Source organism: Paractinoplanes deccanensis, from assembly GCF_016862115.1.
In the GTDB taxonomy this organism is placed as follows: domain Bacteria; phylum Actinomycetota; class Actinomycetes; order Mycobacteriales; family Micromonosporaceae; genus Actinoplanes; species Actinoplanes deccanensis.
The window spans coordinates 1-14,181 of the sequence record NZ_BOMI01000036.1; the positions used below are offsets into that span (position 1 = coordinate 1).

Sequence of the window (14,181 nt, forward strand, 5' to 3'; positions counted from 1 at the left end):
TCGGTCAACTGCCCCGAGGCAACCGCTCAAACTTACCTGGTCGGCTTCGCGAGCGCAAGATCTGAAATCTTGCTCGCACCGCCCAAGTTTTTCCACGCTTCGAACCCGCCGCTAAGCGGGTGAGTCGTGAAGGTGGCCGTCAGACCGGCCGACGATCTCTGAGAGATCCGTCCGCCCGGCTCCTGTCCGGCCCGACTACCTTACCCGGTCGTTCTCGTCGGCGCAAGTTCCCTTGCACCAACCTCGCCCGGCCGCGCCGTCCAGCTTAGCGCGTGCCCCCGGAGCCTCCGTTCCGGCCCGTCGCTTTCGCTCCGTTCCGTCCCGGTTTCCCGCGGGCAGAGAGAAAGTTACGCGACCGGGTGCCGCGCATGCAAATCGACCCCCCTGCCCACTGGTGCCGCGAGACCGCCCATAGAGGGCTTCCACCGTGAAAGAGTGGGCTCATGGGTGCTTCCCCGACGCTGGGCGCCGACGCTCTGACCGACATGGTCGTCCCGTTCTGGCAGTTCGTGATCGGCGCACTTGTGCTGGTCACGGTCGTGCTGTCGGTGCGCAAGCTGGTCATGCGCGGCCCGTCCCGCATGGGCGGCGCGATGCTGCTGGCCGGCGGAGCCGTGATCGGACTGACAGTGGTCGGTTACCTAGTGCAGCTGTTGTGACCCCGGCAACATCACGTCAGAGACGACGGTTGGCCAGGCTCGGCAGCTCGGCCCGGATCCGCGAGAGCCGCTCCATGTCGAGCTCCGCGCTCACCACACCGACCTCGTCGGGGGCCTGAGCCACGACGGTGCCCCACGGGTCCACGATCATGCTGCGGCCGAAACACGTACGGCCCGGGTCGTGATCTCCGATCTGCCCCGCCGCGACCACGTAGCACTGGTTCTCGATCGCGCGGGCGCGCAGAAGAACCTCCCAGTGGTCACGCCCGGTGTGCATCATGAAGGCGGCCGGCACCACCAGGATCCGGGCGTCCCCCTCCACGGCGAGCCGCCGATAGAGCTCCGGGAACCGAAGGTCGTAACAGATCGACAGACCGGTACGCACTCCCGCGATCTCGGCGACGACGGTCTCGCTTCCCGGCGCCACCGACCGCGACTCCTGATAGGAGACCCGGCCGGCGATCTCCACGTCGTACAGATGGATCTTGCGATAGCGAGCGGTCAGCTCGCCCGTGGGCGAGAAGACCAGAGAGGTGTTGTACGTGTGCCGCGCGTCGGGACCGCTCTCGTGGAAGGAGCCGGCGTGCACCCAGATGCCGAGCTCCCGAGCGGCCCGGGCGAAGAAGGCGGCGAACTCGCCGTCCACACCCTCCGGCTTGGGCGCCCTCTCCCCCGGGCCCAGGTAGTCCACATACTCCGGAAGCACGGCCAGCTCGGCCCCGCCCGCGGCCGCCCGTGCGAGCAGCTCCCGGGCCGTCTCCAGATTTTTGTCCCGGTCGTCCCGGGCGTTCAGCTGGCACACCGCAACGCGCATGTCCCGAGCCTACGAGCGCGCCCGCACCACGCCAACGCTTGCTCGTGAACGACCAGCACCCAGGCGGGCATCTCGCGCCCTCCGCTCGGCGTCACTGCGGCGGGTGGTGGGGCCGCCGGGGCCCGGACCTGTTCGGCCGAGCCGGCCTGACGCGTCGTTCACACGAGCGGGCGAGGGACCGGGGGCAGGGAAACCTCAGCGGGCTACGTCGCCGGCGCGGGCGAGGAGGCCCACGTAGAAGCGCCGATGCGCGGGCGCGAACCGGGTCCATAGGTGGCGTCCCAGCCCGCGGTCGTAGCGAACGAGCATGACGTGCGTCAGCCTCGCCGCCCCGGCGACATGGACATCCCCCGCCGGTTCGACGGCGCCGCCAGCCGGCGGACCCGCGAAGAGGTATGGCGAAGGCGAGGCAGCGCCAACCACTGACGCCGGATCCGCGGGAAGGTTGGTGGCTGGGGCGATGTGGAGGATCAGGCGCGCGGTGACGCCGGCGGTGGCGCGGGTGGACAGGACGATCGTGTCCGGGGTGTTGTGCTGGATGCGCCAGCCGAGGACCTGGTTCGGGGAGCGGAGCGGCGCCAGGTCCACGCCGAGCAGAGTCCAGGCCAGCAGCATCTTGGCGCGGGCGAGCCGTGGGGCGCCTTCGAGGATGAGGCGCGCCCACTCTTCGGCGCTGAGGCGGGCGTCGGTGTCGAGGGCGAATCCCTCGCGGTAGTGCACGGGGGCCAGGCCGGCCAGAGCCACGGCCTCGGGCTTCGCCTCCACGACGTGGACGCGTGCGCGAGGCGGTGTCATCGGGGCTGGGCGGCCAGGCGGGCCTTCATGGCCTCGGCCAGGGCGAGGGTGGCGCTCAGCGGGCGGACCATGACGGTGAGCTCGTCGATGCGGCCGTCGGGGGTCTGGTGGATGAAGTCGCAACCCTCCAGGTCGCGGGTGCCGACTCGGGCGCGGAAGACGAGGGCGTGGTCGAGGGCGCCGGGCGTGCTGATCTCTCGTACGTAGTGGAAGTCCTCGAAGACCTGCACGACGGCGCGGAGGATCTCGGCCACCGCCTGACGGCCGCGGTAGGGCTGGTGGACCACGGGGCTGTGGAACACCACGTCGTCGTCGAGGAGGGCGATGGCGGCGCCGATGTCGCCGGACTCGACGGCGGCGCGGAACGGGTGGGTCGGCGGGCGGCTGGAGGTCGGCGGTGTCGTTGCGCTCACGAGAAGGCCCCTATACTCAACAAGTTGAATAGGTGCGTTCGACGCTAGTCCGGCGGGAAGAGGCTGTCCAGATGTCGTTGCGGCATGCGGTGCTCGCGGCGCTGTCGCACGGCGAGGCATCGGGGTACGAGCTGGCGAAGCGGTTCGACGTGTCGGTTGCGGACTTCTGGTCGGCGACGCCGCAGCAGCTCTACCGCGACCTGGAAAAGCTCGAACGGGACGGCCTCGTCGAGGCGCGGGTGGTCGAGCAGCAGCGCCGGCCCAACAAGCGGGTCTTCACCCTCACCGAGGACGGCCGGGCGGCGCTGCGCGACTTCGTCGAGGCTCCGGCGCGGCCCGCCGCGATCCGGGACGAGTTCCTCGTCAAGCTTCAAGCCGTCGACGCCGCCGCGGACCCGGGCGCGCTCGCCGCCACGGCCGAGGCGCGGCTCCGGCGCTCACGCGACAAGCTGGCCCGCTACGAGCAGCTGCGCGACCGCCTGCTCGCGGGGCGCGCCGAGGACGACTTCCTCCGGCACGGTGATCCCGTCGGGCCCTACCTCACGCTGCTGGCGGGCATCCTCTACGAGGAGCAGAACATCCGCTGGACGACCCTCGTGCTGCGGCGGCTCGCGGAACGGCGCGAAGCCTAGGGCGCTGATTTGCGCGCTTGTGCGCCCGTACGCAAAACCGCCGCCCCTCGAAGGAGGGACGGCGGCCGGAGATCAGGCGGACTTCTCCTCGCGCTCTCGCCGCCGACGGCCGACGAACTCGCGCGGAACGATCGTCGGGTTGACGTTCTCGAGGACGACCTCGCGGGTGATGACCACGCGGGCGGCGTCGGGGTTGCTCGGCACCTCGTACATCACGGAGAGCAGGACCTCCTCCATGATGGCGCGGAGGCCGCGGGCACCCGTGCCGCGGAGCATGGCCTGGTCGGCGATGGCCTCCAGGGCGCCGTGATCGAACTCGAGCTCGACGCCGTCCAGCTCGAAGAGCCGCTGGTACTGCTTCACGTACGCGTTGCGCGGCTCGGTCAGGATCTTGATCAGCGCCTCGCGGTCGAGGTTGCGGACCGTGGTGATGACCGGCAGACGGCCGATGAACTCGGGGATCAGGCCGAACTTCAGCATGTCCTCGGGCATGACCTTGCTGAAGATGTCGTCGGTGTTGCGCTCGGTGATCGAGCGGAGGTTGGCGCCGAAGCCGACGCCGCCGTGACCGACCCGGGACTCGATGATGCGGTCGAGGCCGGCGAACGCCCCACCCACGATGAACAGCACGTTCGTCGTGTCGATCTGGATGAATTCCTGGTGGGGGTGCTTGCGGCCGCCCTGGGGCGGCACGTTGGCCACCGTGCCCTCGAGGATCTTCAGAAGGGCCTGCTGGACGCCCTCGCCGGAGACGTCGCGGGTGATCGACGGGTTCTCGCTCTTGCGGGCGATCTTGTCGACCTCGTCGATGTAGATGATGCCCTGCTCGGCGCGCTTCACGTCGTAGTCGGCGGCCTGGATGAGCTTGAGCAGGATGTTCTCGACGTCCTCACCGACGTAGCCGGCCTCGGTCAGCGCCGTGGCGTCGGCGATCGCGAACGGGACGTTGAGCATCCGCGCGAGCGTCTGGGCGAGGTGGGTCTTGCCGCAGCCCGTGGGGCCGATGAGCATGATGTTGGACTTGGCCACCTCGACGTCGCTGCCCGCACCGGGTGCGCCGCTCGACTCGGCCTGGATGCGCTTGTAGTGGTTGTAGACCGCCACGGAGAGGGCCTTCTTGGCCTGCTCCTGACCCACCACGTACTGGTCGAGGAACTGGCAGATCTCCATCGGCTTGGGAAGCTCTTCCCACTTCACCTCGCCGGTCTCGGCCAGCTCCTCTTCGATGATCTCGTTGCAGAGGTCAATGCACTCGTCGCAGATGTAGACCCCGGGGCCCGCGATGAGCTTTTTGACCTGCTTCTGCGACTTCCCACAGAAGGAGCACTTCAGTAGGTCGCCGCCGTCGCCGATCCGTGCCACCTACGTTCTCCTTGAGCTCATCGGCCGGCTGTTCCCGGCCCGGATCCGAGGTCGAAATGCCCCGTTGCCTTCTCATCGTCTGCCGAACCGCGTAACTGAGGCTGCATGCTCGACGTTACCCGCAAAGGGGCTGTTCTCCGACCCCCCAAAACGGGCGTGTCAGGGGTCGGCCAGTCTAACGCGGGCCGGCCGGCCCCTGACGATACGCTTCTTCTCAGTTGCCGGCGCCGACGGCCTGCAGCGTCTTCTTGCGGCTGACCAGGACGGTGTCGACGATGCCGTACTCCTTGGCCTCGTCCGCCGTCATGATCTTGTCGCGGTCGACGTCCTTGCGGACCTGCTCCGTGGTACGGCCGGTGTGGCGGGAGATCATCTCCTCCATCTGGGTCCGCATGCGCAGGATCTCGCGCGCCTGGATCTCGATGTCGGAGCCCTGGCCGTAGCCACCCTCGGTGGCCGGCTGGTGGATCAGTACCCGGGAGTGGGGCAGCGCGAGGCGCTTGCCCGGGGTGCCGCCGGCGAGCAGCACGGCCGCGGCGCTCGCGGCCTGGCCGAGGCAGACCGTCGAGATGTCGGGGCGGACGTACTGCATGGTGTCGTAGATCGCCGTCATGGCGGTGAAGGAGCCACCGGGCGAGTTGATGTACATCGTGATGTCGCGGTCCGGGTCGCTGCTCTCGAGCGTCAGCAGCTGGGCCATCACGTCGTTGGCCGACGCGTCGTCCACCTGGACGCCGAGGAAGATGATCCGGTCCTCGAACATCTTGTTGTACGGGTTCGTCTCCTTCATCATCCCGTTCGAGGAACGCTCGATGAAGGAGGGCAGCACGTAGCGGTTGGTCACCGGCGCGAACCCGCGAGGCATCGTCAGGTCAGTCATTGTTCCGCTCCTCAGTTCAGCGTTCCGGCGCCCTCGGGGACCTGCGTGGCCCCGGTGATCACCTGGTCGATGAAGCCGTAGTTCTTGGCCTCCTCCGCCGTGAACCAGCGGTCACGGTCGGAGTCGCGCTCGATCTGCTCCTGGGTCTGGCCGGTGTGGAAGGCGACCCGCTCCTGGAACATGCGCTTGGTGTAAAGCATCTGCTCGGCCTGGATGGCGATGTCGGCGGCCGTGCCGCCCATGCCGCCCGAAGGCTGGTGCATCATGATCCGCGCGTGCGGCAGCGAGTAGCGCTTGCCGGGGGTGCCGGCGCACAGCAGCAGCTGCCCCATCGACGCGGCCATGCCCATCGCCACGGTCGAGACGTCGTTGTCGATGAACTGCATCGTGTCGTAGATCGCCATGCCCGAGTAGACCGAGCCACCGGGCGAGTTGATCCAGAGGTTGATGTCGCGCTCGGGATCCTCGGCGGAAAGCAGCAGCAGCTGCGCGCAGATGCGGTTGGCCACCGAGTCGGTCACCTCGCTGCCGAGGAAGATGATGCGCTCGCGCAGGAGGCGGTTGTAGACCGAGTCGTCGAGGTTGCCACTGATGGAGTCACCGCGCAGCAGGGGGCTCGCGGGGAGGTGAAGATCGGTCATGGCAGCCCTTCACAGCTGACTGTGTCGGCCCCGGTGCTCGCGGGCCGGCAGGTTGTCCGTCGTACGCCCAACCTAACCGGTGGAATGGGCATCGGCTTCCCGCTCGGGCAGGTGTTCGCTATGAGCGCACGTGCCCGGTGAAAAGCAGGGAGCCGCCACCCCAGGGGCAGCGGCTCCCGCCTTGATCGATCAGTGGTTGTGACCGGCGTGCTCGTCCTCGCTGGCGGCCCGCAGGTCGTCGAGCGTGAGAACGTTGCCCTCGCTGTCCTTCATCTCGACCTGCTCCATCACGGAGGCGAGCGCCTTGCCGCGGCGCACGTCGCCGAAGACCGCGGCGGCCGCGCCCGACTGGACGAGCTGGTCGTAGTACTGCTGCGGCTGCATCTGGGCGCGCTGGGCCCGGTGGACGATCTCGTGACCGAACTCGTCGTCGGAGACCTGCACGTCCTCGGCGTCGGCGATCGTGTCGAGCAGCAGCTGGATCCGGACGCCCTCCTGGGCCGCCTCGGTCAGCTCCTGGTCGATCTGCTCCTCGGTCTTGTCCTCGGAGGTGAGGTAGTCCTGCAGGGTCGCGCCGATCCGCTCGAGCTGGTCGGTCATCGCCTGCTTGCGGCCCTCGACCTCGTCCTTGACGACGCCCTCGGGAGCGGGGATGTCAGCGGCCTCGACGAGCTGCTTGAGGGCCTCGTCACGGGCCGCGTAGATCTGCTCGACCTTCTTGACCTTGGTGAGCCGCTCACGCAGGTCGTTCTTCAGCTCGTCGAGCGTGTCGAACTCGCTGGCAAGCTGCGCGAACTCGTCGTCGATCTCGGGGAGCTGTTTGTCCTTGACGCTGCGGACCGTGACCGCCACCTCGGCGTCGCGGCCGGCGAAGTCGCCGCCCACGAGCTGGGTGGTGAAGGTCTTGTCCTCGCCGGCGGACATGCCGACCAGCACCTCGTCGAGGCCCGGGAGCAGCTGCTTGCTGCCGACCTCGTGGGAGATGTTGGTGGCCGAGCCGCCCGGCACCTCGACGCCGTCGACGGTGGCGTTGAGGTCGAGCTGCACGTAGTCGCCCTCGGCGGCCGGCCGCTCGACGGTCTTGAGGGTGGCGAAGCGCTCCCGCAGGCCGTTGATCTGCTCGTCGATCTCGTTGTCGCCGATCTCGACCGCCGGCACCTCGACCTTGATGGCCGACAGGTCCGGGACGGTGATCTCGGGCCGCACGTCCACCTCGGCGGTGAACCTGAGCGGCTCGTTGTCGGCGAACTCGGTGATCTCGACCTCGGGGCGGCCCAGCGTCTTGACGTCGTGCTCCTGCACGGCGGCGAGGAGCTTCTGCGGGATGGCCTCCTGAACCGCCTCGTTCAGGACCGCGCCACGCCCGACACGCTGGTCGATGACCGCTGCCGGGATCTTGCCGCGACGGAAGCCCGGCACCTGCACCTGCGCGCCGATCTCCCGGTACGCCTTCTGCAGGCTCGGCTTGAGCTCCTCGAACGGCACCTCGATGGCGAGCTTCACCCTCGTCGGGCTCAGAGTCTCGACGGTGCTCTTCACAGGCGTACTCCTTGTTGCTGCGGAATAGATGATGTCAGTCGGGGTGGCGGGATTTGAACCCACGGCCCCTCGCTCCCAAAGCGAGTGCGCTACCAAGCTGCGCCACACCCCGTGGCGGTGGCCAGTGTATGCGGTCCGCTTCCCCACGCGTGCGCTGGAGTCACCTGGAGGCCCCATCCGGTTCGCGCAGGCGCGAGATGACTTAGTAAGCTGTGGTCGCGGACCCCGTTCACACGGGACGTCGCGGGCGTAGCTCAATGGTAGAGCCTCAGTCTTCCAAACTGATTACGCGAGTTCGATTCTCGTCGCCCGCTCCACTTGGCCTCCCCCTGCCCGCGGGGTGCGCGGGCCGTCGCGTTCCGCATATTTGCTTGGGGGCCGAGCCCCCAGACCCCCACGGTGCGGTGGCTGGGCTCAGTGCCACGGGTGCCGCTTGGTGACGCCTTCGGGCCCAGCCCCCAGACCCCCACGATGCGGTGACTGCGCCCAGTGCCACGGACGCCGCTTGGCGACGCCTTCGTCGTACCGTGCGTCGTCCTGAACGCCTCGATGATGGGCATCACCGCGTCGGCCCTCGCCGACGATCCGCGGGTCTGCGCGCGTCTGGGCAGCGCCTGGACGGGTCTGCTCCGCGGCAGCTACGACCGGTATCCGCAGGGCGAGCTGGACCACGTCCTGCGCTCGGTCAAGGCCCTCCACGACGCCGGCGTGGACCTGCTCGCCGGCACCGACGCCGCCCCGTTCCCGCTGCCCTTCATGGCCGGGGTGGCACACGGCGCGAGCCTCCACCACGAACTTCAGTACCTGGTCCGGGCCGGCCTCACCCCGGTCGAGGCCCTCCGGGCGGCGACCTCCACACCGGCGCGCCTGTTCGGGCTCGACGATCGCGGGCGCATCGCCCCGGGCCTGCGCGCGGACGTGCTCCTCGTCGACGGCGACCCCACCACCCAGATCGACGACACGCTGAACCTGCGCACGGTCTGGCGGCGCGGCACACCCACCCGGCTCGCCATCGGCTGAGTGGCCACGGTGAGTGATTGGCCCCGCTGGCTACCGTGAGGCCATGAGCGGGTCGGGGCTTCGTCTGCGGCCGCCGCGGCATCGGGTCGATCCGCGGTTCGTGCTCTGGCGGACGCTCCAGGCCCTGCTCTGGGGCGCCGGGGTGCTGGGCACGCTCGGCGCCGTCTACACGCTGGCCGAGGTCACCCGGCCCTGGCTGGGGCCGGTGCTGCTGGTCCTGGCGGCGATCTACCTGGTGAACGTCGTGCTGATGCCCTCCTGGCGCTACCGGGTGCACCGGTGGGAGGCGACCGGCGACGCCGTCTACGCGCTGGAGGGATGGCTCACCAAGAAGTGGCGGATCGTGCCGATCTCGCGGATTCAGAGCATCGACACCGAGCGTGGGCTACTCCAGCAGGCGCTCGGGCTCGCCACCGTGCGGGTCACCACCGCGTCCGGCGAGGGCAAGATCTCGATCGAGGGGCTGGACGCTCGGGTCGCCGACGAGACCGTCGACGAGCTGCGCCGGATCACCGCGGCGACGCCCGGTGATGCCACATGACCGGCGAGGGGGCCTGGCGGCGGCTCAGCGTGCGGGTCGTCCACCTCGATCTCGTCCGGGTCGCGCTCTCCTGCGTGCCCGGCTACCTCGGCGCGGTGGTGCTCAACGACGACGGCCCGGTGTGGGCGCTCGTCGCCGGGTCGGCCGCCGGCGTGCTCGGCGCGCTGACCGACCTGCTCCGCTGGATGACCACGCGCTACCGGATCGGCCCGGACCGGGTGGAGATGCGCAGCGGCTGGGCGGCCCGGCGGCACCGCACCGTGGCGCGCGACCGCATCCGCAGCGTGGACAGCAGCGCCAAGGCGCTCCAGCGGCTGTTCCGGCTGCGGGTGGTGCACGTCGGGTCGGGCGAGCACGACTCGTCGTTCAAGCTCAACGCCCTCGATCGGCGGCACGCGGCGCTGTTGGAGCGCGAGCTGCTGTCGGGCGCGGCGGCCCCGGAGCCGGAGGAGGCGCCGGCCGAGACCGTCATCGCCCGGCTGCGGTGGCAGTGGGTGCCGCTCAACATCGTCACGATCTGGGCGGTGTTCTTGGTGGCCGGGCCGCTGTTCAGCCTCTACTGGCTGCTGCGGCCGTTCGGCGTCGACCTGCTCGGCGTCGCGCGCGGGCTGGCCGACTGGGGATCGCTCGGCGTGGTGGGCAGCGTGCTGCTGTGCGCCGCCGTCGGGTACCCGATCGGGGTCGCCGCCGCGGCCGGCGCGTTCCTGCTGGAGAACTGGGGCTTCGAGCTGGTCCGGGCGGGCACGCCGCCGGCCACCGCGCTGGTGAGCCGCCGCGGGCTGCTCGGCACCCGCACGGTGCAGCGCGACGACCGCCGGCTGCGCGGGCTGGCGTTCCGGGAGCCCCTCGCCTGGCGGTGGCTGGGGCTGGCCGAGACGAAGGTGGTCACGACCGGCTTGAGCCAGGTGGGCGACGCGGGGTCCGGCGCGCTCCTGCCGCGGCTGCGCCTGGGCGAGGCGCGGGAGGTGGCGGCCCGGGTGCTGGCGGACGGGCATCGGCCGCTGGAGGCGCCCCTGCGGCGGCATCCGCGTGGGGCGCTCGTGCGGCGGCTCGGCTGGGCGGCGTACGGCCCGGCCCTGCTCGCCGGCCTCCTGCTGCTGTTCACCCTCAGCGGCGCGCTCCCGGGATGGGTGTGGCCGCTGCCGCTGACGGTGATGCCGGTGACATTGCCGATGGCCGTGGTGGCGTACCGGTCGCTGGGGCACACCACGGCCGGGCCGTACCTGGTGGTCCGCGGCGGCGCGCTCCACCGCGAGACCGTGACCCTGCGACGGGGTGCGGTGATCGGCTGGACGTTCGAGCAGTCGATCCTCCAGCGCTGGGGCGGCCGCATGACCGTCGGCATCCCCACCGCCGCGGGCGACCGCTTCTACCGGGCCCCGGACGCGGGCACCGAGCAGGCGCTGTCCCTCGCCCGCGAGGCCACGCCCGAGCTGGCCGCTCAGTTCATCGAGGAGGCCAGCGACCCGGGCGTGCGGCCCGTCTCGGCGCGCACGGACCGGGTCATGTGCGACTGATCGGCGAACCCGTGGCGCACGGCGACGGCCGCGAGGTCGGCGTCCGCGTGCCCGGCGATCTCGTCGAGGGCGGCACGCACCCGCAGCCGGCGCCGGTAGGTGCCGATCGTGATGCCGGCGACCCGGTGGAACGACCGGGAGAGATGCCACGGCGAGCACCCGGCGGCGGCGGCCAGCTCGGCCAGCGGTGTCGAGGGCGCGGCGTTCAGCATCAGCCGCGCCTGCTCGACGGCCGGTGAGTTGATCGAGGAGGCCGGCAGCAGGGCGGCGAGCAGATCGCCCGCGAGGTCCGCGCGGTCGGGCGGGGCGGCGGCGAGCAGCCTGCGGTGGAGCAGGTCGGCCGCCGGGGGTACGACGACCCGGCCGGCGTGGGCGAAGCGGTCCGCGAGCTCCTCCGCGACGCCGATCGAGGTGCAGACGTCGCCGCCGGCGGGGTGGTCGACCTGCTGTGTCTCGCCGGGCCGCTGGAGGTAGCCGGTCGTGACGTCGGCCAGGGCGGCGCGGCCGTCGCAGCGCCGCCGGAAGACGCCGGCGCGCACCAGCACCACGGCGGCCGCGGAGACCTCCTCGCTGGGGCTGTCGAGGCCGGCGCAGCGCACGGCCGCGATCCGGGCGAAGGGGGCGTCGAGCAACGCCCGGTGTTCCAGCACCACAAGAACATTCAAGACGGCGCGCGGCGCGTTCACGAGAGTCGGCGCATGACTTTCGCGGAGGAACTGGCAGCCGCCGGGCCCTGGGCCGGGCACGAGGACGAGATGGAGCTGTACGGACGGCTGGTGGGCACGTGGGACCTGACGAACCGGTACCGCGTCCCGGAGACCGGCGAGTGGCGCGCCGGCACGGTCGTGTGGACGTTCGGGTGGGTGCTGGCCGGGCACACCGTTCAGGACGTCATGTGGTTCACCGAGCCGGGCGCGGGCGGATGGCCGGTGCGCATGACCGGCAGCACGGTGCGGCACTACGACCCGGGGCAGGGTGTCTGGCACATCGTGTGGTTCTCTCCCGCCGGGCGGGTCACCCGGCTGACGGGCCGCGCGGGCAAGGACGGCGACATCGAGCAGGAGGGTGTGCGCGACGGCGGCACCGCGGTCCGCTGGGTGTTCACCGAGATGACCGCGACGAGCTTCCGATGGCTGGGCTACACGTCGGAGGCCGGCGGGGACTGGGCGCTGGAGCAGGAGATGCTCGCCGCGCGGCGGGCGTGAGGCGGGGCGCAGCGCCGGGCCGCCACCCGGCGCTGCGCGTCTGCGCCCGTCGCGCGGCCGTCAACGTAGCCGATCAATTCGACGCACGTCTATGAAGGGAACCTTAAGGCTTGACATGTGACCTATTGGTCTCATAACTTTGCGTCATGGCCGACGACGACCTGGTGTTCAAGGCGCTGGCCGATCCGAGCCGGCGCTTCCTGCTCGACCTGCTCCACGCGCGTGACGGCCGCACGCTCACCGAGCTCGAGTCCGAGTTGGAGATGACGCGCTTCGGCGTGGCAAAACACCTGAAGGTTCTCGAGGAGGCGGGTCTCGTCGTCACACGCCGCTCGGGGCGGGAGAAGCTGCACTTCCTCAATCCCGTACCGATCCGGCAGATCCACGACCGGTGGATCGACAAATACACGGAGCGTCACGTCACCGCACTTCTCGATCTGAAGAACGCGCTGGAGGAAGAGCCATGACCACCGAGACCACCGCCACCATCCAGGTCTACCGCGTCTGGATCAAGGCGAGCCCGGAGCGGATCTGGGCCGCCATCACCGATCCCGAGTGGACCACCCGATACGGGTACGCCGCTCCCGTCGAGTACGACCTGCGGCCGGGCGGCGCCTACCGCTCGACCGCCACCCAGGAGATGAAGGACTTCGCCAAGGCGAACGGCTTCGACGTGCCCGAGATCATCGTCGACGGCGAGGTGGTCGAGGCCGACCCGCCGCGCCGGCTGGTGCAGACCTGGCGGATGCTGATGGACCCCGGCACGGCGGCCGAGCCGTTCACCACGCTCACGTACGAGATCGAGGAAGCCAAGATGCAGCCGGGCGTCCACAAGCTGACCGTCACCCACGAGGTGACCGGGGCGCCGCGCACGGCCGAGATGGTCGCCGGCACCGAGGACAGCGGCGCGGGCGGCGGCTGGGCGTGGATCCTCAGCGACCTCAAGACGCTGCTCGAGACCGGCAAGGGCTTCGGCGAGAGATAGTCCAGATGGTGCACGATCCGGCCGGGTTGCGAGGCGTCGCGCGGAGCCCGGCCGGGGCTAATCTCCCGCAGTGACCGTTCTCTGGATCGCCCTCATCGTGATCGGCGCCGTCATGATCGCCACCGCGGTCTGGCCCAGCGTTCGCGACGCCCGGCCCCGCCGGCGCGACGGGCACAACCACGATCAGCCGACGTAGCGGCGGGCCGTCGAGCGGCGCTGAGCCTCGTCCAGCGGCGCGAGGCGCGCCTCGACGATCGCCGGGCGCGGGCGGCGGGCGGTCACCAGCCACGGCAGCCCGCGCAGCGCGTCCGCGACGGCCAGCGCCGAGGTGCGGTCCCGCGGCACGCTCCGGGCCAGGAAGAGGGTGCGGCGCACGGCCGCGCCGAACGGGCGGCGCAACCAGGTGAACCAGAGGGTGTTGCGCAGGCCCACGCGCCGGCGATGGGTGGCGTCCCGCAGCGCCGAGGCGCGGTGGTGCACCACCAGGCCGGGCAGGTAGCAGAGCTCCCAGCCGAGCGACAGCAGGTCGGTGGCGAGCAGTTCCTCCTCGCCACCCAGCCAGAGCCGCTCGCTGAAGCCGCCGGCCTGCTCGAACGCCTCCCGCCGCAGCACCGAGGCGCCCGCGAGGAAGCTGCCGAGCGCCGGGCCGGGCAGCCAGTCGGGGCCGGGCACGGGCGAGTCGCGCAGCTCGCCGACGATCGGGTCGTCGGCACCGCCCGGCTCCACCACGATCCGCGCGTTCACCAGGGCCAGCCGGTCGTGCTCGTCCAGGACGTCGGCGGCCCGGGCCAGCGAGCCCGGCTCCCACCAGGTGTCGTCGTCGCAGAACGCCACGTACGGCGTACGCAGGCGGGCGACCCCGACGTTGCGCCCCACCGCGCCGAGGTTCTCCGGCAGCGCCACCACCTCGACGTCCGGGTAGGCCGAGCGGACCGCCTCGGCCGTGCCGTCGGTGGAGCCGTTGTCGACCAGCACGACAGCGGGCCGCTCCGGGAGCTCCCGCAGCCGGTGCACCGCCGCCAGCGCCTCGTCGCGCCGCTGCCAGGTGATGATCACGACGCCCACTCTTCGATCGACCACGGCGAACGGATTACCCAGGCTCTTGACGGGCATACCGTGCTCGACCGCACACCGCACGAAGGAGGCCGCGTTGGACCCGCGCAGCAAGTACCCAGGAC

At 70.7% G+C, this 14,181-nt stretch carries 18 protein-coding genes and 2 tRNA genes; 10 read left to right on the forward strand and 10 right to left on the reverse strand.

All coding sequences use genetic code 11. From position 1 onward, the window contains the following. Nucleotides 1-443 precede the first annotated feature (443 nt). Nucleotides 444-659, forward strand: coding sequence for a hypothetical protein (locus Ade02nite_RS10805; RefSeq protein ID WP_203761451.1), 216 nt, complete (start codon nucleotides 444-446; stop codon nucleotides 657-659). A 16-nt stretch (nucleotides 660-675) separates the two neighbouring features. Here Ade02nite_RS10805 and Ade02nite_RS10810 read toward each other — a convergent pair whose 3' ends face one another. From Ade02nite_RS10810 to Ade02nite_RS10820, 3 genes are all read right to left on the reverse strand, one after another. Next, nucleotides 676-1,473, reverse strand: a complete 798-nt coding sequence (locus Ade02nite_RS10810) for a carbon-nitrogen hydrolase family protein (RefSeq protein ID WP_203761452.1) — start codon at nucleotides 1,471-1,473, stop codon at nucleotides 676-678. 195 nt (nucleotides 1,474-1,668) lie between these two features. Further along, complete coding sequence (locus Ade02nite_RS10815) at nucleotides 1,669-2,268, reverse strand: hypothetical protein (protein ID WP_203761453.1); 600 nt, start codon at nucleotides 2,266-2,268, stop codon at nucleotides 1,669-1,671. Further along, nucleotides 2,265-2,681, reverse strand: a complete 417-nt coding sequence (locus Ade02nite_RS10820; protein ID WP_239168667.1) for a nuclear transport factor 2 family protein — start codon at nucleotides 2,679-2,681, stop codon at nucleotides 2,265-2,267. Before Ade02nite_RS10820 ends, Ade02nite_RS10815 begins: the two co-directional genes overlap by 4 nt. A 71-nt stretch (nucleotides 2,682-2,752) precedes the next feature. Between Ade02nite_RS10820 and Ade02nite_RS10825 the strand changes: the two genes are divergently transcribed. Then, nucleotides 2,753-3,313, forward strand: coding sequence for a PadR family transcriptional regulator (locus Ade02nite_RS10825; protein ID WP_203761455.1), 561 nt, complete (start codon nucleotides 2,753-2,755; stop codon nucleotides 3,311-3,313). Nucleotides 3,314-3,385: 72 nt separating this feature from the next. Here the strand turns inward: Ade02nite_RS10825 and clpX are convergent, their stop codons facing one another. From clpX to Ade02nite_RS10850, 5 genes are all read right to left on the reverse strand, one after another. Continuing rightward, complete coding sequence (clpX, locus tag Ade02nite_RS10830) at nucleotides 3,386-4,675, reverse strand: ATP-dependent Clp protease ATP-binding subunit ClpX (protein WP_203761456.1); 1,290 nt, start codon at nucleotides 4,673-4,675, stop codon at nucleotides 3,386-3,388. Between the two features lie 214 nt (nucleotides 4,676-4,889). Then, nucleotides 4,890-5,555 (reverse strand): ATP-dependent Clp protease proteolytic subunit, encoded by a 666-nt coding sequence (locus tag Ade02nite_RS10835; protein WP_203761457.1) that lies wholly within the window; start codon nucleotides 5,553-5,555, stop codon nucleotides 4,890-4,892. A gap of 11 nt (nucleotides 5,556-5,566) precedes the next feature. Next, the gene (locus tag Ade02nite_RS10840; protein WP_097319852.1) at nucleotides 5,567-6,196 is read right to left on the reverse strand and encodes an ATP-dependent Clp protease proteolytic subunit; all 630 of its coding nucleotides are present in this window, start codon (nucleotides 6,194-6,196) and stop codon (nucleotides 5,567-5,569) included. Between the two features lie 189 nt (nucleotides 6,197-6,385). After that, nucleotides 6,386-7,735 carry a trigger factor gene (gene tig, locus Ade02nite_RS10845; protein WP_203761458.1) on the reverse strand — a complete coding sequence of 450 codons (1,350 nt, stop codon included), beginning with the start codon at nucleotides 7,733-7,735 and terminating at the stop codon, nucleotides 6,386-6,388. A 38-nt stretch (nucleotides 7,736-7,773) separates the two neighbouring features. Continuing rightward, nucleotides 7,774-7,847: transfer RNA gene (locus tag Ade02nite_RS10850), tRNA-Pro, on the reverse strand. A gap of 131 nt (nucleotides 7,848-7,978) precedes the next feature. Between Ade02nite_RS10850 and Ade02nite_RS10855 the strand changes: the two genes are divergently transcribed. The 4 genes from Ade02nite_RS10855 to Ade02nite_RS50255 all read left to right on the forward strand — a co-directional run bounded on the left by Ade02nite_RS10855 (nucleotide 7,979) and on the right by Ade02nite_RS50255 (nucleotide 10,813). After that, nucleotides 7,979-8,052: transfer RNA gene (locus Ade02nite_RS10855), tRNA-Gly, on the forward strand. A 172-nt stretch (nucleotides 8,053-8,224) separates the two neighbouring features. Further along, complete coding sequence (locus Ade02nite_RS10860; RefSeq protein ID WP_239168668.1) at nucleotides 8,225-8,755, forward strand: amidohydrolase family protein; 531 nt, start codon at nucleotides 8,225-8,227, stop codon at nucleotides 8,753-8,755. Between the two features lie 43 nt (nucleotides 8,756-8,798). Next, the gene (locus Ade02nite_RS10865; RefSeq protein WP_203761459.1) at nucleotides 8,799-9,296 is read left to right on the forward strand and encodes a PH domain-containing protein; all 498 of its coding nucleotides are present in this window, start codon (nucleotides 8,799-8,801) and stop codon (nucleotides 9,294-9,296) included. Beyond that, nucleotides 9,293-10,813, forward strand: coding sequence for a PH domain-containing protein (locus Ade02nite_RS50255; protein ID WP_203761460.1), 1,521 nt, complete (start codon nucleotides 9,293-9,295; stop codon nucleotides 10,811-10,813). The genes Ade02nite_RS10865 and Ade02nite_RS50255 overlap by 4 nt, the downstream gene beginning before the upstream one ends. Here Ade02nite_RS50255 and Ade02nite_RS10875 read toward each other — a convergent pair. Then, nucleotides 10,738-11,466 (reverse strand): helix-turn-helix domain-containing protein, encoded by a 729-nt coding sequence (locus Ade02nite_RS10875; RefSeq protein ID WP_239168669.1) that lies wholly within the window; start codon nucleotides 11,464-11,466, stop codon nucleotides 10,738-10,740. The two genes, Ade02nite_RS50255 and Ade02nite_RS10875, sit on opposite strands and share 76 nt — an antisense overlap. Before the next feature lie 45 nt (nucleotides 11,467-11,511). Between Ade02nite_RS10875 and Ade02nite_RS10880 the strand changes: the two genes are divergently transcribed. The 4 genes from Ade02nite_RS10880 (at nucleotide 11,512) to Ade02nite_RS50260 (ending at nucleotide 13,199) form a co-directional block, all read left to right on the forward strand. Then, nucleotides 11,512-12,018: a hypothetical protein gene (locus tag Ade02nite_RS10880; RefSeq protein WP_203761461.1), complete on the forward strand. Its 507-nt coding sequence runs from the start codon at nucleotides 11,512-11,514 to the stop codon at nucleotides 12,016-12,018. Nucleotides 12,019-12,164: 146 nt separating this feature from the next. Next, on the forward strand, nucleotides 12,165-12,485 hold the full coding sequence (locus tag Ade02nite_RS10885; protein WP_203761462.1) for an ArsR/SmtB family transcription factor: 321 nt from the start codon (nucleotides 12,165-12,167) through the stop codon (nucleotides 12,483-12,485). Next, nucleotides 12,482-13,003: an SRPBCC domain-containing protein gene (locus tag Ade02nite_RS10890; protein ID WP_203761463.1), complete on the forward strand. Its 522-nt coding sequence runs from the start codon at nucleotides 12,482-12,484 to the stop codon at nucleotides 13,001-13,003. The genes Ade02nite_RS10885 and Ade02nite_RS10890 overlap by 4 nt, the downstream gene beginning before the upstream one ends. Nucleotides 13,004-13,073: 70 nt before the next feature. Continuing rightward, nucleotides 13,074-13,199, forward strand: a complete 126-nt coding sequence (locus Ade02nite_RS50260) for a hypothetical protein (protein ID WP_275409900.1) — start codon at nucleotides 13,074-13,076, stop codon at nucleotides 13,197-13,199. Here the strand turns inward: Ade02nite_RS50260 and Ade02nite_RS10895 are convergent. Next, on the reverse strand, nucleotides 13,187-14,116 hold the full coding sequence (locus Ade02nite_RS10895; protein ID WP_239168670.1) for a glycosyltransferase family 2 protein: 930 nt from the start codon (nucleotides 14,114-14,116) through the stop codon (nucleotides 13,187-13,189). The two genes, Ade02nite_RS50260 and Ade02nite_RS10895, sit on opposite strands and share 13 nt — an antisense overlap. Nucleotides 14,117-14,181: the final 65 nt, after the last annotated feature.

Coding starts and splice junctions, on each gene's coding strand:
- Ade02nite_RS10825 (WP_203761455.1), top strand. CDS start 2,753: ATGTCGTTGCGGCATGCGGTGCTCGCGGCGCTGTCGCACGGCGAGGCA.
- Ade02nite_RS10815 (WP_203761453.1), bottom strand. CDS start 2,268: ATGACACCGCCTCGCGCACGCGTCCACGTCGTGGAGGCGAAGCCCGAG.
- Ade02nite_RS10880 (WP_203761461.1), top strand. CDS start 11,512: ATGACTTTCGCGGAGGAACTGGCAGCCGCCGGGCCCTGGGCCGGGCAC.
- Ade02nite_RS10805 (WP_203761451.1), top strand. CDS start 444: ATGGGTGCTTCCCCGACGCTGGGCGCCGACGCTCTGACCGACATGGTC.
- Ade02nite_RS10810 (WP_203761452.1), bottom strand. CDS start 1,473: ATGCGCGTTGCGGTGTGCCAGCTGAACGCCCGGGACGACCGGGACAAA.
- Ade02nite_RS10895 (WP_239168670.1), bottom strand. CDS start 14,116: ATGCCCGTCAAGAGCCTGGGTAATCCGTTCGCCGTGGTCGATCGAAGA.
- Ade02nite_RS10840 (WP_097319852.1), bottom strand. CDS start 6,196: ATGACCGATCTTCACCTCCCCGCGAGCCCCCTGCTGCGCGGTGACTCC.
- Ade02nite_RS10890 (WP_203761463.1), top strand. CDS start 12,482: ATGACCACCGAGACCACCGCCACCATCCAGGTCTACCGCGTCTGGATC.
- Ade02nite_RS10835 (WP_203761457.1), bottom strand. CDS start 5,555: ATGACTGACCTGACGATGCCTCGCGGGTTCGCGCCGGTGACCAACCGC.
- Ade02nite_RS10865 (WP_203761459.1), top strand. CDS start 8,799: ATGAGCGGGTCGGGGCTTCGTCTGCGGCCGCCGCGGCATCGGGTCGAT.
- Ade02nite_RS10885 (WP_203761462.1), top strand. CDS start 12,165: ATGGCCGACGACGACCTGGTGTTCAAGGCGCTGGCCGATCCGAGCCGG.
- Ade02nite_RS50255 (WP_203761460.1), top strand. CDS start 9,293: ATGACCGGCGAGGGGGCCTGGCGGCGGCTCAGCGTGCGGGTCGTCCAC.